Annotated in this window: 22 protein-coding genes; 16 read left to right on the top strand and 6 right to left on the bottom strand. The window is 40.3% G+C overall.

All coding sequences use genetic code 11. The features are described from left to right. Nucleotides 1-82 precede the first annotated feature (82 nt). The 4 genes from FGL72_RS03770 to FGL72_RS03755 form a co-directional block, all read right to left on the bottom strand. Nucleotides 83-295: a hypothetical protein gene (locus tag FGL72_RS03770; protein WP_146992710.1), complete on the bottom strand. Its 213-nt coding sequence runs from the start codon at nt 293-295 to the stop codon at nt 83-85. 120 nt (nt 296-415) lie between these two features. Continuing rightward, entirely contained in the window at nt 416-652 is a 237-nt protein-coding gene (locus FGL72_RS09845; RefSeq protein WP_243130162.1) for a hypothetical protein, read from the bottom strand. A 10-nt stretch (nt 653-662) separates the two neighbouring features. Then, nucleotides 663-986: a hypothetical protein gene (locus FGL72_RS03760; protein WP_243130161.1), complete on the bottom strand. Its 324-nt coding sequence runs from the start codon at nt 984-986 to the stop codon at nt 663-665. A 38-nt stretch (nt 987-1024) separates the two neighbouring features. Further along, nucleotides 1025-1456 carry a JAB domain-containing protein gene (locus tag FGL72_RS03755; protein WP_146992706.1) on the bottom strand — a complete coding sequence of 144 codons (432 nt, stop codon included), beginning with the start codon at nt 1454-1456 and terminating at the stop codon, nt 1025-1027. Nucleotides 1457-1910: 454 nt separating this feature from the next. On the opposite strand from FGL72_RS03755, the gene FGL72_RS03750 reads away from it, so the two are divergent. The 7 genes from FGL72_RS03750 to FGL72_RS03720 all read left to right on the top strand — a co-directional run bounded on the left by FGL72_RS03750 (nt 1911) and on the right by FGL72_RS03720 (nt 12506). Beyond that, nucleotides 1911-2177 carry a hypothetical protein gene (locus FGL72_RS03750; protein ID WP_002814593.1) on the top strand — a complete coding sequence of 89 codons (267 nt, stop codon included), beginning with the start codon at nt 1911-1913 and terminating at the stop codon, nt 2175-2177. After that, nucleotides 2164-4431, top strand: a complete 2268-nt coding sequence (locus FGL72_RS03745; protein ID WP_146992704.1) for a toprim domain-containing protein — start codon at nt 2164-2166, stop codon at nt 4429-4431. Before FGL72_RS03750 ends, FGL72_RS03745 begins: the two co-directional genes overlap by 14 nt. Nucleotides 4432-4444: 13 nt before the next feature. Further along, on the top strand, nt 4445-4927 hold the full coding sequence (locus FGL72_RS03740) for a hypothetical protein (protein WP_146992702.1): 483 nt from the start codon (nt 4445-4447) through the stop codon (nt 4925-4927). Further along, nucleotides 4924-6822: an AAA family ATPase gene (locus FGL72_RS03735; protein WP_146992699.1), complete on the top strand. Its 1899-nt coding sequence runs from the start codon at nt 4924-4926 to the stop codon at nt 6820-6822. Before FGL72_RS03740 ends, FGL72_RS03735 begins: the two co-directional genes overlap by 4 nt. Then, nucleotides 6809-9829 carry a type IV secretory system conjugative DNA transfer family protein gene (locus FGL72_RS03730; protein ID WP_146992697.1) on the top strand — a complete coding sequence of 1007 codons (3021 nt, stop codon included), beginning with the start codon at nt 6809-6811 and terminating at the stop codon, nt 9827-9829. Before FGL72_RS03735 ends, FGL72_RS03730 begins: the two co-directional genes overlap by 14 nt. Further along, a complete protein-coding gene (locus FGL72_RS03725; protein ID WP_146992695.1) occupies nt 9826-11940 on the top strand; it encodes a pLS20_p028 family conjugation system transmembrane protein in 2115 nt (704 codons plus the stop codon). Before FGL72_RS03730 ends, FGL72_RS03725 begins: the two co-directional genes overlap by 4 nt. Before the next feature lie 62 nt (nt 11941-12002). Beyond that, a complete protein-coding gene (locus FGL72_RS03720) occupies nt 12003-12506 on the top strand; it encodes a hypothetical protein (RefSeq protein WP_146992693.1) in 504 nt (167 codons plus the stop codon). A 50-nt stretch (nt 12507-12556) separates the two neighbouring features. On the opposite strand, the gene FGL72_RS03715 is transcribed toward FGL72_RS03720, so the two are convergent. Both FGL72_RS03715 and FGL72_RS03710 read right to left on the bottom strand, forming a co-directional pair. Further along, nucleotides 12557-12838, bottom strand: a complete 282-nt coding sequence (locus FGL72_RS03715; protein ID WP_146992691.1) for a hypothetical protein — start codon at nt 12836-12838, stop codon at nt 12557-12559. Then, on the bottom strand, nt 12838-13617 hold the full coding sequence (locus tag FGL72_RS03710; protein ID WP_146992689.1) for a ParA family protein: 780 nt from the start codon (nt 13615-13617) through the stop codon (nt 12838-12840). Before FGL72_RS03710 ends, FGL72_RS03715 begins: the two co-directional genes overlap by 1 nt. Nucleotides 13618-13986: 369 nt before the next feature. Between FGL72_RS03710 and FGL72_RS03705 the strand changes: the two genes are divergently transcribed. The 9 genes from FGL72_RS03705 to FGL72_RS03665 are packed head-to-tail and all read left to right on the top strand — an operon-like array spanning nt 13987 to nt 20317. After that, nucleotides 13987-14316: a hypothetical protein gene (locus tag FGL72_RS03705; protein ID WP_013102170.1), complete on the top strand. Its 330-nt coding sequence runs from the start codon at nt 13987-13989 to the stop codon at nt 14314-14316. Next, entirely contained in the window at nt 14316-14969 is a 654-nt protein-coding gene (locus FGL72_RS03700) for a hypothetical protein (protein ID WP_050891944.1), read from the top strand. Before FGL72_RS03705 ends, FGL72_RS03700 begins: the two co-directional genes overlap by 1 nt. 2 nt (nt 14970-14971) lie before the next feature. Further along, nucleotides 14972-16927: a type IV secretion system protein VirB4 gene (locus FGL72_RS03695; protein WP_146992686.1), complete on the top strand. Its 1956-nt coding sequence runs from the start codon at nt 14972-14974 to the stop codon at nt 16925-16927. Between the two features lies 1 nt (nt 16928). Beyond that, complete coding sequence (locus FGL72_RS03690; protein WP_146992684.1) at nt 16929-17123, top strand: hypothetical protein; 195 nt, start codon at nt 16929-16931, stop codon at nt 17121-17123. Between the two features lie 3 nt (nt 17124-17126). After that, nucleotides 17127-18371: a phage tail tip lysozyme gene (locus tag FGL72_RS03685; protein ID WP_146992682.1), complete on the top strand. Its 1245-nt coding sequence runs from the start codon at nt 17127-17129 to the stop codon at nt 18369-18371. A 17-nt stretch (nt 18372-18388) separates the two neighbouring features. Then, nucleotides 18389-18814, top strand: a complete 426-nt coding sequence (locus tag FGL72_RS03680; protein ID WP_146992680.1) for a glutaredoxin family protein — start codon at nt 18389-18391, stop codon at nt 18812-18814. A gap of 2 nt (nt 18815-18816) precedes the next feature. Further along, nucleotides 18817-19374, top strand: coding sequence for a hypothetical protein (locus FGL72_RS03675; RefSeq protein WP_146992678.1), 558 nt, complete (start codon nt 18817-18819; stop codon nt 19372-19374). A gap of 2 nt (nt 19375-19376) precedes the next feature. Continuing rightward, a complete protein-coding gene (locus tag FGL72_RS03670; RefSeq protein WP_146992676.1) occupies nt 19377-19973 on the top strand; it encodes a hypothetical protein in 597 nt (198 codons plus the stop codon). A gap of 11 nt (nt 19974-19984) precedes the next feature. Further along, nucleotides 19985-20317: a hypothetical protein gene (locus FGL72_RS03665; protein ID WP_146992674.1), complete on the top strand. Its 333-nt coding sequence runs from the start codon at nt 19985-19987 to the stop codon at nt 20315-20317. Nucleotides 20318-20651 lie beyond the last annotated feature (334 nt).

The raw sequence follows: 20651 nt of genomic DNA, 5'->3' as shown, positions 1-20651 counted from the left end.
GTGTGGTATCAACCACGCCTGTCAAGTTAATGATCAGGGGGACTGGGGGAAGGGCTATGACTAAAAAATAGTCATGGCTTTTTTATTGAGATATTGACTGAACAATAGCGTCAAGAATTGTATCAATTGAAACATTTGCTAGAATGTCTCCATAATCTTTGAAGTAAGCTCCGTTATGTCTCGCTAGACCATTACTAGCCACGGTTATTTCATCACCATTTTTTAGGGTTGCAATCATCACACCATTGGTACTGATTAGCTTATTTACAATTTCAAATGGGTTAGTTTCTGTCATTTTGTTGCTCCTTGTCTGATTTTGGTGAGTGATAGTCTGGGTTGTTTAGCCACCAGTCATTCATGATTTTAAACAACTTTTTACGAATGGTTGCTGCACTGGCTTTTGGGTTGCCACATACTAGTTCCGTAACATCTTTATTAAAAACAAGATTGGATAATGGATATTTTGCAAAACACAGTGAAAAAAATAGTCATAATCACCGTCCTTGTAGTCATTACGGTACGCTTGCAAGTGAATTGGTTTGAAGGTTGACGCACAATCACGCCAACTTAATAATTCTTCTGGTCTGGCAACATTTTGTTCAATCATCATATAGTCGGTTGTCAAACCTTGTTGAGGGCTATACCATGCCATAATGTCTCCTTTACATCCAATCGGGTATTTCATCACCATCAATACTGCCGTGAATATGATTTACTAGGCTTTCGTTTGTGACCGTGATGTTGTTGTCTGCCACGTAGCCAATTGTTAATCTATCGTATTTATCATTTAGATGTTGATGATGTACCCAATTGTTGTTGACGGGGTAGTAAAGTCCTAGCTCGGATAGCTCATCTTCCAGCCCTGACCAAACATTAGTCGTCAAGTCATCTTCATCATAGCTTTTAGCTTCATAAACAAGTTCTACGGCTTGAATAGCACCGCTAGGAATGAGTACCATTGCTGGATTTTGTAAGTAGGTTTCCATTCTAATAATTTTGATATTCATTTTTATATCCTTTCTGATTATTTAAACTGATTTTCTGCAAATGAGTAGTAATCATCTGTGCTAACAATAAAATGGTCATTAACTGGTACCTGTAATAATTGACCAACTTCTCTTAGCTTTTGTGTTAAGGCAATATCTTCTTGTGACGGAATTAAATGGCCACTGGGATGATTATGCGCAAGAATGATACTACTGGCGTTATTTAAGAGCGCTATTTGAAATACTTCCCTAGGGGATACAACAATACTGGAAATTTGTCCTATGGCAATCGTGTCTGAGGCGATAACGTCCAATTGAGAATTTAAGCTCATGACAATCAACCGTTCTTGCAATTGACGCCCAATTTGATGTTTGAGGTAATTACCGACTTCAACCGCTGATTTAGCAGTAAAGTCTACACTGATATCTCTCAGTTGAAAACCTGAATTTGTGACTGTGATATTAGACATAAACTTGTCCTCCTGTTGGCCTGTTTTGTGACCAATTTATTCTTATTGCGTTGTGAACGGACAAACTAAAACAAGCCAGGGCGGGTTTGCAAAGCTCGCGTAGCGACACGTAGTGCTTGGCCTTGCAAATTTAGCCCAAATCTTTGGACTTTAGTCCTTAGATTTGCTTGGCTTGTTAGAGTTTTGGTAGTCACAAAAGCAAGAATAGATGGTGCATAACAGCCAGCAGGAAGGAAAGCCATCACTTTTAAACGGTTTGAAAATTGTTTGAATGTGATGGCTTTTTTTGAACCCCCAATTAACTTTACTGGTGTGGTATCAACCACGCCTGTCAAGTTAATGTTTAGGGGGACTGGGGGGATTTGTGTTGTCTCAGGAAAAACCATTTACTTTTATGAAGTTATTCAAAAGGTTGATATATTGACCCTATATTAAACAAAAAGGGAGCTACAAAATGGCTAAAAAAACGATTGACCAACAAATTAAAGAAAAGCAAACACGTTTGGATGAACTAGATTTACAGGCAAAAGCAATTCAAGACGAAAAGCGCGCGATCAAAAAAGACATCAAACAACTTAATGATGCCCTGGTGGCTGAATTGGGACGGTCACTGTTAGCCAAAATGAATTTGGAAACAGATGATATTGACCAGGCATTTGCTGAATTGAATCACTTACCAATTGACAAACAAGTTGGAGGACAAGCCCATGGGGATCAGTAAAAAAGAACGTGCGCAACTCAAACTATTACCAATTCGTGGCTATTGCGATTGGAAGGGTATTCCATACACGACGGACACTCCCACTGAGTTACGTATGGTTGATCACGATAGTTTGGTGGTTAGAACAAAATTAAACCGCTTTGTCTGGAACTCAACTGGCGTTCAAGGAGATTTAGTTGATTTCATCCACTACTACGAATTAGGCAAATCAGACGGTGACAGAAAAGGTGCCGCTATTAAAAATCAACTGGCCTACGCACGCTTTGTCAAAGGTGAAAATATTGATGTCTCTAAACTGTACGAAGACAATACACCGCGTTACAAGTTTGATTATGACAAGGTCTTCAAAACTCAGGAAACAAACGTAGCCAAAGATTATTTAGTTAATCAACGAAAGCTCAATCCACAGTTCGTTGACAATTTATTGAGAAGTGGCGCAGTGGTACAAGGTAGCCGTTATCGTGAAGGTGATAAACTACATCAAAACCCCGTCATCTTTCCCTGGAAGGATGTGAATGGCAAAATTGTGGGCGCTGATCGTCAAGGAACTGAACAAGACTTTGAACATTACAAAAAGCGTGGCACATCCAAAAAAATTTTTGCTGGCAGTGATACCTCAACAGGCTATAACCTCTCTTTTGGATCAGGCGACAAAACATTAATTTTATTTGAAAGCCCAATTGACTTATTGAGTTATGCCCAACAAAACCATCAAGACATGGTGAAAAGTAACGCCACACTATTGTCTGTGTCTGGTACTTATGCCAAACGTGGCTTGCAATATTTGAATGATGCGGTTGCTGCTAAGCAAGCCAAATTTAATAAGATCATTGTGGCTTTTGACAACGATGTCGCAGGGTTTAAAGCCGCTGATTACTTTGATCGTTTTAGTTTTAAAAACCCAATTACTGGTGAAGCGATTGAAGCAGAGCGTCATATTCCCTTACAAGGCAAAGATTGGAACGAACAATTGAAAGCGGGTGTTACAGGGCGGCGCGTTATGAGTATGACGGATAATGCTAATCGCCTGGATGCCTTAGAAAAACTTGCAGTGCAAGAGACACAAACAGGCAAACCAGATTATGTGGATGTCAAAATGAGTACCATTCAACCTGTTAAGCCAGCAGTTGACGAAAAAACACCGAAAAAGAGTAAAGAACGTCGTTCCAAAGCTGATCGTCGTAAGGAAAATGCTTTGAAGAATAAGCAGATAATTCAAGAGGCAATGGGAAAGGTGGCCAAGTACCAACAAGATCCCGCTGAGCTCAAAAAGCTCCTTGACTTTACCGCGACTGGCTTAAATTATTCGGCTCGTAATTCAATGTTGATTCAACTACAAAACCCAAAAGCCACCTTGTTAAAAGGCTATAAACAATGGTCTGCTGATGGCATCCAAGTTAATAAGGGGGAAAAGGGCATCAAAATATTTGGCGCCCCAACAAACTTGAAAACCATTATTGATAGCAATGGTGAAAAGATACGTTGGGCGGATGCAACGCCTGAACAAAAACAGTTAGCCAATAACAAGCAATTGGAAGTTCGCAGTGTAAAACATTATCCAGTCGAAACCGTATTTGATGTTCGTCAAACTAATGCCACAGCTGCGCAATTGCCAAGCATGTTACCCAATCGTCCAATTGACTTAGCCACAGATAAAAGTCCAAAACATTTGGATGCGGCCTATAAAACATTATTGAAATTCGCCGACAAACTTAAAGTGCCCGTCATTGACCAAGGTGTCGACGAACAAATTGCCAAGCGTCCAATGACCTGGCAAGGACAAGCAAAAGGGGCCTTTGTTCAATCAAAAACCAATCAGGATGAAAAATATATCCTGTTGCGCAGTGATCTTACGCCAACCGATAAAATCCACACCTTAGCACACGAAATAGCACATGCACAGCTTCATTCTTTGCAGAGTCAAAATAATTGGCCCACAGCCATTAAAGAGACGCAGGCAGAGTTATCCAGCTATGTGATTACTAAAAACCTAGGCATTGAGCCTGGTGAGAAAAGCGTTGATTATATTGCGGGTTGGTCAAAGAATTTAAAGGCACTTGAGGGTCAAAACACTGGCAAAATCATTAGTCAAGCACTCAAAGCTAGTACCGATGTTACTCAGTATTTATCGGATAACTTGAGCAACGGTGAAATCCGTCAACCAAAAACAACAAAATTGCTTAAGCCTGATAAGTTAGCGGTTGTCGAACAAAACTATCAGGCCATTAATCAATCAACTACACGACGCATGTAAAAGGAGCAAACACATGTCACAAGAAAACATTCAAGAAGTTACAGGCTTTATCACAGGCATTACAAAGTCTGCCGAAGTTAATATTTTATCCTTCCAAAAAAAAGGGCAACCAGGTGCAATTGCTTTGACAATTGAAACCAGGCGCTATCATGAATTATTCCCAGCAGGCGATCCAATTCTAGGTATTGAAATGGTGGCCGTATTACAACAAATTGGCAAGAAATTACAAGTAGTCTCAATTTATGATCCCGAAGGTGATTTTATTGCCGCTGATGAGGTGCCAGAACTTGGCCAATTGAATCATCAATTAGATGATGTCAAAAGCACTGATGTCTACACAAGTTTACTCGCTGATCGTCAAAAAGCAGTTGATCACATTGATGCGAGTACAAGTGAATTAGAGGAATTAGCCAGAGAACATGATGCTGCAAATCAAGTCCCTGAAAGCAGTACGAATTACGGTGATCCCGTTACTGACCAGGGAGGAAATGAATGATTGAATTAAAACACAACAATTCCACACCATACCTTGATCGCTATACAACAGACATTAGTGCCAAAGTGATGTCTGAACCAGACAAATATCGTGCCTACGAACGTGAAAGTATTACGCGTCGTATCATGGTCTCTCTGATGAAACAAATTCAAAATGCGCCTTTATTAGTTGGGTTACCTGGAGTTGGTAAAACAGCTATTGTAGAGGATTTGGCACGCCAATTGTTGAGTACGTCAGTTTCTTCCCTCAAAGGCAAACACTTAGTTCAAATTAGTTTGGCCAACTTGATGAAAAGCAGCGATGGTGAGTCATTTGCGCATAAGTTCCAGGCGATCATTGATGAATTGATTGCTAATAAAGACACTGTAATTGCTTTTATTGATGAAATTCACCAACTGGTTGGGACAGGAGCTGACACACATGGAAGTGCGTTGGATGCGGGTAATATTATCAAACCAGCTCTAAGTCGTGATGATCTCCAAATTATTGGAGCAACGACTACGAAAGAATTTCACGAATATGTGGCGCGTGATGGCGCACTGATGCGGCGATTTGATTTGATTGAAGTGCCAGAATTAAGCTTTGAACAAACGAAGCGTGTTTTATCTAAAGTCGCTTTACAACTAAATAACGGTATTGAAGTGCCAGAAATGGTACAAGACAGAATTATGGCACTATCACAGCGCTATATCACTGACCGTTACTTTCCTGAAAAGGCAATTATGCTGTTAGATGGTGCGTTAAGTGTCGCACGCCTAGATAATCGACCAACACTGTCAAATCAAGACGTAGCTACGATTATCCATGATGACTATCATGTTCCTGAATATGTCATTAATCAGACGACTGATGAACGATTATTGAACCTGTTACCAAGACTAAAAAGCCAGGTGATTGGTCAAGACACAGCCTTAGAAAAAGTTGCGATGAAACTGACTAATCGTGAGGCAGGACTAGCTGACACCTCAAAGCCTGAGTCATTTCTCTTTATGGGGCCAACAGGTGTTGGTAAGACTGAGACAGCCAAGCAACTAGCGCTAAATCTATTTGGTAACGCTCAAAACTTTATTCGCTTTGATATGTCAGAGTTCAAGTTTGCGGGGACTAGCCTAGAAAGATTTAAAGACCAGCTAACAACTAGAGTCAGGCACACGCCTTATGCCGTATTGTTGTTGGATGAAATTGAAAAGGCTGATCCAGAAGTCATGGATTTGCTTTTGCAGGTCTTAGATGATGGTCGTTTGAGTGATGAATATGGGCGTGTCATTAATTTCAAAGACTTAATCATTGTCATGACAACTAACTCAGGGGCAACAGCAGTGATGAATCGTGATGCCAAATCAGATGCTGTTAAAGAAGACAAAAAGCGTCAAGCAAACTTTGAAGAACAACTAGAAATTGCCTTGCAAAGTGATGGTTACCGTCCCGAGTTTATCGCTAGAATTGGTGCCATTATTGTCTTTGATGTCTTAAAGATGGCGGATATGGTGCGAATTGTTGAACTAAAATTGTCACGACTCAATCAACAAGCACAAGAGAGCGGCTTCAATATTGTTTTTGACACACAAGAGGTGGCGCGCTATATCCCATCGTTTGACTTGGGCTTTGAATATCTGAATGACAAACAGGAGGTCAGCTCACCAATTGCCAACTACATTGCAGACGTTGGTTATAAACCGTCTCGAGGAGTCAGACCAATTGATGACACGATTGCTACGTATGTGAGTGATCCAGTGTCTAGCGCAATTATCCAAAAGCGACAAGGATTAGGGCAAGACTTTGACACTTTCATCTTTAGAGCCATTGGCAATCCACCATCTTTGACAAGCCCTTATGGTGAATGGCAAGTTGTGGTTTCCACAGTTAAGGAGGCAACAGACAATGAAGCTATTTAAAAAAGATTACCGCGCTGAAAGACAATTTATGCGCGAGAGTTACATTCGTTGGCGTGGTCGTCCCTGGTTCTTATGGTTGTATGGCATTATAGCAGCTATTGGAGTGATATTCATATCGCTTTACGTCACGATTATTGTTGACTTGTTGATAAGAGTAGTTGGTCCATATATTCAAGCCTTCAAGTTCTATATGCAAAGTGGTGTTGCTCAATGGCCTGAATTCAATGATGTCATGAACATGACAGCCACTGTGCTCAATCCACTCAATATTTTCACTATTCTGTCGCGACTAACTTTAGTAACAAGCATTGTACTAATCCTATGCCTGTTACTCCTACTTAAAAAATATGTCTTCCAGCGTATCTATGACTGGTATCAATTGTTTAGAGACCAAACGCGTAATACTAACCGTTTTGCGGAAGTACGTGAGGTGGATAAGGTTTATAAATTGATTCCTGATCGCAATAAGAATTTTAAGGGTCGCCCAGGACAACCAGTGCTGCACACACAAGGATACACTTTCGAATTCTTTATGATTCATCCGTTTCTGTGGGCGTGGCAATGGCTCAAGCGCCCGCTAGGAATGAATTCTTTACAATTTGGTGGTATCTACAAAAAAATACGTCCCATTTTACTGGAACGCTTACCAAAGTTATTTGAAAAGCAACTGAATGTTCAAGGCGGTTTTGATGGTTTCTATTGGGTGGATACCAGTAACACTCATTCCAAGACCACTGGGATGACGCGTTCTTCAAAAGACCAAATGCGTGGCTATACCTTAATTGACATCATTCGTCGTGCCGAAATCAAATGGAACATTATTGATACTGATGCCAAAAACGAAGATGCCAAAATGAGCTACAAGTCCTTACGCACAGCAGGTTATGACGTGAAATTACTCAATATCATGGAACCAAGTGAGTCTGAGTCCTGGAATCCTCTTGAAATTGCCATTGATTATGCCTTTGATGGTGATTGGGACAGTGCCAATACGGAACTACGTAAGGTTGTACAAGTCATTGGTGGTTCAAGTGGGGAAGAAAGTAGCCACAAAGATATTTGGGATAGTGCTGCTGAAAGTACCATCCAGGCAGTCATGCTCACTGTGCTAGATATTGCTGTACGTCACCAGGACAAATCAATGGTGACCATCTCAAACGTTTTGCAGTTCATCAATGATATGAACAAGTTCACGGATAAAGAAGGTGATGGCTTAACTAAGTACATCACTAACATTGGTAAACTACCGCGAACACCAGCGCGCAATATGATTATTCTAAACGCCGCTGAGTACCTATCTGCCACAGGGGATACCAAATCATCAATTTCTTTCTCAGTGATGAATCGTTTGAATTTGTTTGCCTCAGAGTCAATCACTCGTCTGACAACCTTTAACACTATCAATTTGACCGACTTAGGGTTTCCAAGAATGCTAAAGATTAAGTTCTCTGACCGCTATAAAGGCGTTCATGTTAGCATTCATGTTTATGAATCAGGTAAAAAGCAGGCAATAGAAAAGGACAAGCTAACTGTGTCCCAATCAGGCACGCTAACTTATCCGATTCATAACCATTTACCTGTCTCATGGCAAATTGAGTTGTCACTCGATAATGACGGCAATTCAATTGCGATGCGTAAACAGTCGTTTACGTTGACTGGTAAGATTGTACAACGAAAATTACTCAATGGCAAGATTAAGCGTGACTTGTTTTCTAAGCAACCTGTCATCCAATGCCTGGTTGATCAGATTAAACCACAAGGCACTACTGAGACACCAGGTGTCACCTTGCGTTACTCAGAAAATCCAATGGCAGTCTTCATCATCACGCCACAATCTAACGATGATTTCTCCGCTTTGGCCAGCTTGTTTATCTCACAAGTTTTCTCAGTCAATACGGACATTGCATCAACGATTACCCGCAGGAAAATGGACAGTTGGATACTTTATAAGCTCAATGAGTTTTCTATGTTCCCACGTATTCCAGGCTTCACCAACATTCTAACGCGTGGTTTAACCTACGGGCATTTGGTTGATTTGTATATTCAAACCTTAACACAACCACGATTGCATTATTCTGAAATGGAAACCAACGACATCAATGGTAACACGGGTAACTGGTTCCACATTTTAACTAATGATGAGCAAACAAATGAAGCACTATCTAAGCAACTAGGTGAGGTTGAAGTCCAAACCGAATCAGTCAATTCACAAATTGGCTTAGATCGTCAAGATCGTGGTAACCGTCAAGCACAAGTTAGCAAGGTTCGGCTGTTAGATGCCAAAGAAATTAGCGAATTGAGTCCGCGTGAGATGATTACCATCCGTACCATCAAACGTGCGGATAAGAAAGGGCGTTCTGTTCGCCCTTTGCCAATTTTCTCTACGGGTGCTTACCGAATGCCGTTTGCCTATGAATTATTGGGTAAGCAGTATTCACTTGATTACTATACAGCCGATTTGAACATCAAAGCGCAGCATAACGATTTGAAATATGATGACCTCTATCATGACTTTGTGCCTTACTTTGATGAGCTAGATCAACAAGTACAACTAGAAATTGAGGAAGAAGGCGCAGGTGGCAATCAAATTGATAATCGTCAACTCAATACGTTAGCTGATGATGAAATCAACAACATTTTGGCCAAAGCGCATCAAGGTATCGAAACAGCGACAGTGCAAACACAACAAGAACTCTCTGATGAGGAACGTTACTTGCAGTGGAAACATGACTTTAACCCTGATGAGCCATTTATGACCGAAGAACAACTAGACAATGTTGAGCTACGTCAAATTGTAGAGAAATCCATCAAAATGAGGATACCGCGCTCAAATAAGACCGAAGAACAAAACAGTGCCGTTGCTTACTTAAATCGTGGCAAATATTTGACACTTTCTGGCAACAACAATAACGGTAAAGTTCTACGATTACTCAACAACGAACCCGCATATATGTGGGAAATATATAAGCAGCTTAACGCTGCAACAACTCAAGGAGAAGTCGAATGACAAATCTATTCTCGGGCATCAATACATTAGCGGAAAGTTTACCAACTTTACCTAATAATGGCCCAACAGCCGATTTTTACACACAATGGTCGCAATACCTATCACCACTGCCACATATATTCTTAACGCTGATCATGTTATTCATGCACAGCATTGCATTAATTTTCTATTACATTGCGAATGCAGTCTTTACCGCATACCAATCATCTTTCAAAATGTTGGACTTTATGAAAATCTTTTTTGAGCCAAAGAGCGACGTTTATCGAAATTGGAATTTAGGAAATATTCTAAAAGACTTTCTGTACCTGGGTTTTGTCATATTTGGCATCATGATGATGGTGCAGTGGATACAATATACCGCTACTTCTGGTCGCAAGGGTAGGGAATGGCCTAAGGGAATCACCATCACTGTTGGTGTAATTTCTGCTTTACCATTAATAATCGGATTGATGAGTGGTATTGGGACAGCCACGGTCAATGATACATCCGGTACAAAGGACAAGAACATTGTTACACAATTATGGCAAGGAAATTCCACAGACTTACACTATTTAGCAAGAGATAATTTTGACTTGAGCAAATATAAAGATGACGAGCGTGTATTCAAGGATGCAAAATCAAAAATTCAAGGTTCTGACTACCATTCAGTAATGAGTGATGCTGGATATACAGACGGTTTAAGCGACGCTCAAAAATCAGTATTCACCAAAAAAATAGGTGGCAATGGCAACATGGTTGATATTACCGGTGACTCACTTGTTCTGGGTAAGACATTTGCGGATGATTATCCAGTGATGAAAACTAATTGGTTAGGCATTATTGGTGGTGAAATCGTCTTTATTATCGTCGTAGCCGGTGCGATTGTGCGTTTGCTGTCCTCAGTCTATAAAATGGCTTTTATGGCAGGATCCATTGTTTACTTTGGCCTCAGAGATGGCACACAAGGCAAACGTGTCCAACAAGTTTTAGGAATGATTGAGGGACAAATAACAGGTATTGTCATGATGCCAATTTCATTAATATTCTTCTTTGCCTGGGTAGAATTCGCCTTTAATACCATTAATGGTTTAGGTCTAGATATGTGGCCATTTACAATTTTGTCGATTGGCGCTCTGTTAGCTGGTGGTAAGGGTTTGGCTGGTGGATTTGAAATGATTGAACAGTGGACTGGTGTTCGCTCAGGTCATAATCCTGTTGCTTCGATGATGTTAGCCAATCAAGCTGCTCACATGGTAGGTGGCGCCACAAGGGTTGCCAAGAAAAATATTGGCAAGGGTCTCAACGCAATTTCACCAGAACAGAAAAAGAAGAATCGTGAACTAGGTAAGAAGATTGCCAACTCAGGTGGCAATCAAGGCTTAGATAATAGTAAAGCACTGACTGATCATAGCTTAAATGATACTGGTGTCGATGCATCCGCACAAGCCACAGGTAAGGCGGCAAAGGCGGCTGAGGTAGCAGGACGTACAGTCGGAGCAATGAAACATCCAGGTAGTTTATTGAAAAACACTGGTCGTGCGGCTGGTGATAAAGTTAAAGGTGGCGTGAATAAAGCCGTTGGCAATGTCAAAGATTATGCTGGTGGTGTCGCCGACAACTTTGCAGGAGGACAACAAGCCGTTGAAGCCTTTAACAAACGTCATTCGCCTGTGACACCCAAAGCAGGTAGTGGCGATTCACCATCTAATTCTTCTCAACCACGTAATGTTCATGAAGCACTTTCAAAGGCAGCGACAGATTCACCTAATTCTCATCCAAAGGATACAGCAAATACGCCTCAATCTAACATGAGCCACGCTATGTCAGATGCACACCGTGGCTTACCTACTAGAACTAATTCACCCAAGTCTAGCGCTGCTAATTCAACTAAGCCAATTGTGAGTGGTGGAACAGTTGTTCAACCTAAGGGAGTCGGTGCAACACCAGCAACCATGTCACGTCCAAACACCCCACGTTTGAGCGGTACATTGCCTGGCAAAAAGACGGTGACTCAACCGTTGACAGCAGCGCAACAAAAAGAAAAGGATCGCGCCTGGGCTGAGAGTGTTATTGCAAAACAAAAAGCGAAAATGCAGAATCAACAAAGCGTATCAAGTAAAGAAGACAAGTGAAACTTTTAATTTGTAGGCTAATACGGTAAAATTAACAGTAGTTGATTTTAGGGAGTATACTGATGGAGAAAATTAAGCAAAATAAAATTTGGATTACAATTGTGGTGATTGGAATTATTGTTATCGGAATTTTGTTAGCCATGTTGCACCAACAAAAACAAAACAGTCCTGAGGCACAATCATCAAGTTACGTGTCAAGTGCTAAGGCTTCATCCGCCTCAACCTCAGTTCAGGACAAGAACAATGAAAAAGCTTATGCTAAAAAAGCTGCTAAAATGAAAGGCCATGTTTATTCTGACTATTTTACATCTTGGTCTAAACAAGACTTTAAAAATTGGGCCAATGAATATCTAGCAAAACCTGAATCTGAAAGACACCAAGACGGAGTGAAGGAGAGTTTTGGAACTTCAACTAGTTGGGAAAACAGCGATACTAATATGACATACCCACTAGATAAAATTGCAAATCAAATTCAAACTGACGGGGTAGCAACGAATTACTACGACACAGTTAAAGAATTTAACAAGGCCAACCCTGGATTCAATCCTGATGATATAAAGAAATAGCTAAAAAGCCGTGATTACTTATTAAATCACGGCTTTTGTTTTGTCCTAAATTATTTTGATTGATTTAAGACTTGTTCTAATACTAGATCTACAAAGGCACTTGATGAGCGGAATCCTTGTTTGATAGCCAATTTCTCAATGCCTTGTTTTATCTCAGGGCGAATGGTGTAAGTCGTTTGCACTTTACGACTACTATGATTTGAAGAGGGTAACTTAAACCCGTCACCTAACGATACCTCTGATTGTGGTGCGTCTCGACTAAAGGCATCTGCCATTTGTTTTTGAGCGCTGGCTTCATCAAACATACGGGGGTCTTTTTTATCGTAATCCATTATTTCACACTTTCTAATAGCTTTTGATAAGCATCATTGATTTGCTGCAATGTTTTAGGGTTGCGCTTAGCTTGGTCTAAATCAAACACTGGGGTTTTAAGCATCGTTGAACTATTAAACACTTCACGCTCATTTAAGACGGCGACAAGGTTCTCAATTTGGTCAATAATCTGGCCAAACTCATGACTTGAACGGGTATTGTGCTTCACACGATTAGCAAGGTACAAAACCTTTGCTTCAATTAGGGACTCTCGTGTACGAATATCCACGGCATCATCACGGAACTCTTTCATCCGCAGGTCAAATTGTTGTTTTGATTGAATAAAACCATACTCTGAGGGTTCTAGTGGCACCACAACATAATCAGAAACGGCAATCATATTCTTCGTTAATGTCCCAAACTCTGGATGGGTGTCAATTAGAATATAGTCATAATCTTTGATTTCCTCAAGGTGATCTTGAAGCCACATCATCATCAAAAAGTTTTTATTATTCTTTGATTGTAATGTACCTTCTAATTCGTCTAAATGAGGGCTAGCAGGTAATAAACCTAATTGTGGGGTAATTTGTCTAATTTGTGCTAAACCGCCTGTAAAGACGTCATATAGCGTATTTTTATTAGTATAGCTTTCATAGGTAGAGGACAAGTTACCTTGATAGTCTGAATCAATTAACAAAACCTTGTACCCTTGTCGAACCAAAAAACTAGCGAAGTTGAATGTCATCGTTGTTTTACCAACGCCACCTTTAGATGCTGAAAATGTAATTGTTTTACTCATGATGAAGCTCCTTAGTTATTTTATCTGTCAAAACGAAATAACGATGAAACCACCAATCCAGGCATGTAAAACTTGTTTACATATATATTATACCATACGTATAACATATATATCAATATACTATACTTCAAATATAAATAAAAGTATGTTTGTGTTATAAGATGAATATATACACAGATATCAATATCGTATATAGATTGGATACACAAAAAGATAACAAACAAATCATTGTCTACTGTTCGTGCAGGGGGCTTTTTCTTTGCTTTAGGAAAAACCATTTACCTTTATGACATTTTTTCGATAGCTTGTACACTGACCACAGATTGAAATTCAATCCAGGCAAAAATAACTTGTTAAAGGAGAAATTATATGTATGAACACTTTACCCCTGGACGCAATATTTGGAAGAAAGTATCTCGGTGGATGTTTTTCACGATGGAACGAATCTTTGTCCTAGTCATTGTTTTTGGGATTACTTACCTGATGATTAAATCATTCTATCCCTACAATATTGGCAAGTATGGGCTGATTCTAATTATCAGTAATGCGTTACTAGCTGGCTATTTGATTTTACCTAGTCCAAGTAACCCAATGGGTCTCATGTATCAAGAAATCCTACGTGGCATCTTAAAGTCCAGCAAGCACGCCACAGGTGATCTAACTGCGATTACTGAAAACAAGAAACGAGAGGAAAAATAATGGGAATAAAAGCTAAACAAGCACAAAAGGGAAAGGGTTTAACAGTTGTCAAACAAGCACTTGATAATCGCAAACCAATTCCAATCTACTTTGCTTTACCTTATAAAGACATTTTGAATAAAAAAGGGCATCCAATTCTATTGGCTGATGATACGTACGCTGACATGCTCAATTTACCTGGAAAAGATTTGGATTTTCTGAATGCTGAAGGCGATAAGAGTTCTAATGCCATTATCGCTGACTTTCATCAATTGCTATCAGTTTACGTGGAAGACTTTGATATTTTTGTTAGTCAACTACCCGCTGACACCCGTATCCAGCAAGCTTCATGGGGACAAGAACTAGTGAGAGTGGAAAATCAATTGAATAGTGGTGACCTAGATGATCGTCATTATCAACAATTGTTAATGATGCGCCAAACTATTTTGCAAGAAATTAACATTGAAAAGAATGTAGTCGGCGACATTAAGCATCAAGAATATACCGCTGTGATCTATGGTAAGACATTAGCTGCCTTAGATAAAAACCGACGTGACTTTATGGCACACGCAGGCATGGCGTTTACACCTGAGCCAGTCTCAATTAATCGTAAAAAGATGGTCATGTATCAAATCAACAACCCAGGTGAAACTCTAGAATTGGAGGAAAAATAACAATGCGCACAAGTTTAAATACAGCAAAACGTTCCGCTCTAAAAGCACGCGGCTATAATTTAGAACTCATTGAGGAAGTTCAAAATCCTAGTGGTATTGAATTTCATACCACTTACTTTGATGATGGTATGGCAAGTAGTGCCATTATCAACGTCTACGACTATCCCAAGAATGAACAATTACAGGGCTGGTTCAAGGAACTCATTAACCACAAGAACACCATTGTAGACATTAAGATTGGTACTGAAAACAAGTTTGAGGTCCAAAAAGCCCTTGAAACAGCCACTAACACGTTGCGTAGTAAGGCACGTAGTGAAGTGACCTCACAAGGTGACGCGTTGGAAGCCGAACAAGATGCTGATATTACGTTGCAGGATTTGAATGAAGCCCGCAATGGCCGTGAAATTTACAAACGTGTCTACGTCCGTCTATTAGTTAGTGATGTCTCACCAGAAGAATTACGCCGTCGCGTTAAAGAAATCCAACAACAGCTTTCTAACTACCGCATGAAAGTTTATCCTTCTGAGCAATTAACTCACTTCCAACAGTTCTTTATGCCAGCCATGTCAATTGAAAATCAAACGATTAAGGACAAAGGTTTTCCAATGAAAGCCTATGCGCTGGCTGGCTCGTATGCCTTTAACCAAACCTTTATCGCTCATCCTAGAGGTTCATACATGGGCTTAACAATGCAACGTGGTGAAGTTATGTACGATCCTAGCTACAATGACCACCGTACGCAGTTAACTGCTTATAACCTAGTTGTGGGTGGTGAGCGCTCAGGTAAAAGCTCGTTTGCCAAAAAGAACTTGGGACCATTAGTTTCTCGCGGTGACACGGTTTGGGTATTTGATAAGTCTAATGAATGGCGTGATCTGGTGAATTATTATTACGGTGTCACTTTGACACTTGATGGCAGTCAAAACATCATTAATTTGATGCAAGTGTTTGGCACTGTCCTTGATGCAAATGGCAATGTTGATGTCATTGCAAGTTTCAACCAGCATCGTACAAAAGTGATTACGTACTACGCTACACTCAATCCACAAGCTGATAAGAAAGAATTAGAAATGTTGGGTAACCTAATTACTGATTTCTATGTTGAACGGCGTATGTGGTCGTTGTCACCAAAAGACAACCCACAGGATTTACGTGTAATCGGGCTACGCAACGAAGATTATCCAATTCTCGAAGATTTTCAAACCTTCCTAGAAACCCGTAACATGCTGACGCGCAACATGACGCAACCCGCCGTAGAACGTTTGGACAATATCTTATCGACAATTAGCAGCCTAATTCAAAACCACGGTGACATGGTGAACGGTGTAACGACTATGCCTGATCTGTCTGGTGAGCGTTTGATTCGTTTTGATACTAGTGGTCTTTCAAGATTAGAAGATGATCTTTACAACGCGCAATATTTTACCATTTTGTCTTTGATGGAAAGCTACATCACGATTAACGGCACACAACAACGTGAGCGCATTAAGCGCGGTGAGGTCTCAACTCAAGCCAACAACAATGGTAATCCACCAAAATATTTCTGGTGGATACAGGATGAAGCGGATGATATTTTCAATGCCAAACATTCATTAGGCATTACCTTCGGGGACAACATGATGGCACAACATGGTAAAGATTTCTTTGGTATGTTTGCTATTTTCCCAGGACTCAAAAACGTTGTGCCAACAGGCAACGCCTCAGACACTGAGGCTAGTCGTGCCGCATCTTCGTTCTTTGGCCGATTCCCAAAGCAAATCATTGGTCGGCTTTCAAAAACAGATACCACCCGTTTACGTAGTGTGGTGAGTGAAACTAACATCACTGATGGTCAATTGGCAGCCTTACAAGGATTAGATCAAGGTGATTTCTTGATGAATTTGGTGGGTAAGCAAGCTACGTTCATGCACGTTGATCTTAATGACTCAGAAATTAATTTGTTTGGTGGAGGACTGTAAGATGAAATTGCCACATCCATTAAAGAAGGCGCGTGATAACCGTGAAAAAATGAAGCAAGAGGCACAACAAATCGTTGAGAACTATGACAAAGGTCAAAAGCCTCAACCAGTGGATAACAAAATTATTTGGTATGTCATTGCTGGTTTTGTTTTTGTTTTTATTCTCAAAGGCCTTAGCCTTTTAATCGGAGGTTAGGCCATGCTAGAACGTTGGATGCAAAATAAAAAACGTAAAATATACCTGATTGTCGGCATGGTTGCGACGGCACTCCTTGCTATCACTGTTATCTTTATGATGTGCATCATGGTGTTTTCAACACAGAACGCTGATTGCTGGAATGATGATACCACGATTTCAGATGGCGGGACGACAATCGGTGGCGATTGGAAAGATCCCAACTCAGCAACGCACAAAGCCATACAACATGCAATTGACCGTTTTCATAAAGAAATTAAAATGTCAGGCGACAATATTGCTGCTGCGATTGCAATTGGTCTTAGAGAAAGTGGCTTTAATCCGAAAGCCGTCAATCCTGCTGGCTCCGTAAAAGGCATTTGGCAGTGGGGTGCTGGTGGTATCAATGGTAATCGTTATGGTGACACAGCTGACACCGTGCAAGCACAAGTTCAACTGGCAATTAATGAATTGCACAGTAGCCACAAGGCCACACTGATTGGCTTAGCCACAGCTAACAATATTAACAGTTCCATGGTGGCATGGGACACAAAGTTTGAAGGGGTTGGGGAAAATGATCCCCAAAGAAAAGTCGCCGACACTGCTAGAACAGCGGAAGAAGTCAAAAAAATTTTCAAACTAGATTATGCGGGTGATATTGATGTCTTTGATGAAGGGAATAATGCTAGTGGAACGGCGGATACCTCAAGTGATAGTCAGTCAAGTGCATTAGCTGACGCCGCCTGTGATACTGGGTTGGTTAGTACTACTGACGGCTTGCCTGTTAAGGGCAAGTACAACATTACCGGTGGTTATCCCAATTACGGCGGTATAACGGGAGCAGAACATTATGGGGTTGATTTTCAAACTGTCGGCGCTAATGAAACTGGCGATGATAGTAATGTTTACGCCGTTCGTGATGGTGTCGTTGTTGGTAAAAGTTTTGATAGTGTTGGCGGGAATTGGGTTGTTATCAAAGGCACTGATGGGGTATTTACCTATTATGGTCACGCACCAACACAGTCGGCAATTGTGGTAAACATTGGTGATAAAGTCAAGGCAGGGCAACATATAAGTCATGAAGGTCAAACTGGTAAAGCAACAGGTATTCACGTTCATTTTGCCGTACAGACTAAGGACCAATTTAATTGGGCGCCACAAAGCAAAGGTTTGAAGTCCCCTGGAGACTATCTTAAATTACCAAAGAAAGCTGGTACAAATGTAGTGATTCCAAGTGGTCCCTTTAAGTCCAGTGAAAGTAAGAATTAGTAAACGGAGTATTTAATATGAGTAAGATAAAAAAATGGGGCATTGCAGTGTTCTCTTTAGCCGTCATTGCGATATTGACTGTGATTGGTGGAACTTATTACTACAACACAGAGGTGAATGGTTATCCAGATACCAAGAACTTCGCTGACAAGATTGACCAGTTAGATACCAGTAGCAAGCGAAAGACAGTCTTAATCTTCCATAAGCCTGGTTGCCCTGACTGTAAGAAAGCGCGTAACACGATTAAAAAGACGATCAAGACACATCAAAAGACAATTGATTATGTTGTCATCAACGTCAAGAAGTCTGATGCACAAGCCTATCTTTCTAAGTATGGTGTGACACAAGTGCCAACAGTAATTGCTTTAAAAGGTAATCAAGTAATTGACAGTACCAGCTCAACCAATAACAAAACGATTGCCAAAGTAGTCTCGGGAGATTAACCATGACAAAATTCAATTTAAAATGTGTTTACGCGTTTGTATTGACGCTTGCTTGCCTGTTTTTAGTCCAGCAAGGACTTAGCTATCAACGCACGGTCAAGAGTGTGAATATCGTGCATCAGGAAATTAAGGCAACAAAAGCTAAGTCAAGTCAGTATAGTATTAAAGCTAAACAACTTGATAAGGTTAAAACCGCTGATATTCGAGATACCCAAAACATTGAAAAGATTGGCAATACTTTCCTCAAAGAAATGTTTGCCATCTTACCAAAGTTAAATAAATCAGATGCTAAAAGTAGTGTGGCAACGGATGACGTTGTGTCAGCTTTTCTAGGGGCAACGTTTGGTGGTGATGTGGATGAAGGTGTGCCAACTTTTCATTTAGAAAGCAATGATATTGTCTATTCCAAAGCAGCCGATGGCTCAGGTCTAGGATTTGGGACGGTTAAATATAAATTAGGCAAAGAGGAAACCAGCACAACACTATTGATGCACATTGAAAATGGCAAAATTACAGAACTCCAAACGGGTGCTGTAAAAGATACCTCAGGAAGGAAATAACCATGTCAAAAGTAAATAAAACAATAGCCTTATTGTGGGCTATTCCAGTGTTGATGGTGGCTGCTGGACTAGGCTTTTGGTTAGCTACTCAAGTCGCTGTTAAAACGCATCAAAGTGCCTCAAATGAACTAGCCGTGCAACAAAGCAAACTCATCAAGAAGAAATCAAAGGTCGGTACGGTACTAGATTCAAAGCAACCAAATGTTTCTGCAGCTTCTAACTTGCTAGATAGGCTGTTTACCCTAGATTGGACAATTGCCTCTCAAAAGGAATTTGATGCTAAAGCCAAACAGATGACACCTTATGTGACTCAGGAGGTCGTCAAAAATAGTTTAGATTTCAAGGCTGATCCCGATAAAATGATTACACAGACAGGTGTGGTAATGACTTATGATCACATGGATTTCTTACCCACCTCGGCAAGCGCCACAGCAGTGAAGGGGAAGGTGATTGTCTTTGTCAAAAGCCATCTCAAGGACTCGGCAGATGCCACCACACGTTTTGTCTATAATGTCAGCTTCAATCCTAAAACAAATCTTGTGACACAACTAGATCGCATCGGAACTTATCAATTACAAAGTGACAGCAGTGTGCTGTAAAGGAGCGTAATATGAATCGCAATAAATTAAAAACATTCAACCATTATTTCAAAAGGTTTCTCACATGGTCGTTTACATTGGCGGGAGCATTTTACTTTATTTTCACTGTTGTTGCAATGACAACAATGCCAACAATAAAATCAAGTGACATTAGTCATGCCAGCCATATTTCTACCTTGAAAATTGCAGAGGCGATCCAGGTGTCTTTGAGGTTTTGGCAGTTTATGTTTTGGCTTCCAATTATTGGTGGACTAGCGTTTACAGTCATCGAAGGCATAATGAGCTACTCTAAACGTAGACACCAATTGAAGAGAAAAAATGATCCGAGAAGGAAAAAAATATGAATTTTGTTCAAAGAATGAAAATTTGGTACTGCCCTCATGGACCACTTTTTAATAGTCTTGTCTGGGGGAGCACTATTTTATTTCAAGGTATCTTATTTAGTTGCAAAAGCATAGTATATTTGGATGTCAAACTTTTGATTCTATACTTCTTGTTGCCTTTACTTAGCTCGCTGCTCGCTTTGATTATCGTAAGAGTATTCTTAAAAATCAGTCATTATTTTACGCTGCTAACTTGGTTGATATTGCTTAGCCAAACGTTTATTATTTTATCTATAAATTCCAAAAGCCTAGTACCCACAATTATATTTATTTTGTTTTGTCACGTTCTTTTAAG

The sequence above is a fragment of the Leuconostoc citreum genome (assembly GCF_007954785.1).
Taxonomy (GTDB): domain Bacteria; phylum Bacillota; class Bacilli; order Lactobacillales; family Lactobacillaceae; genus Leuconostoc; species Leuconostoc citreum.
The sequence above is the reverse complement of the archived record's forward strand: the minus strand, read 5'-3'. Positions and strand labels throughout refer to the sequence as shown.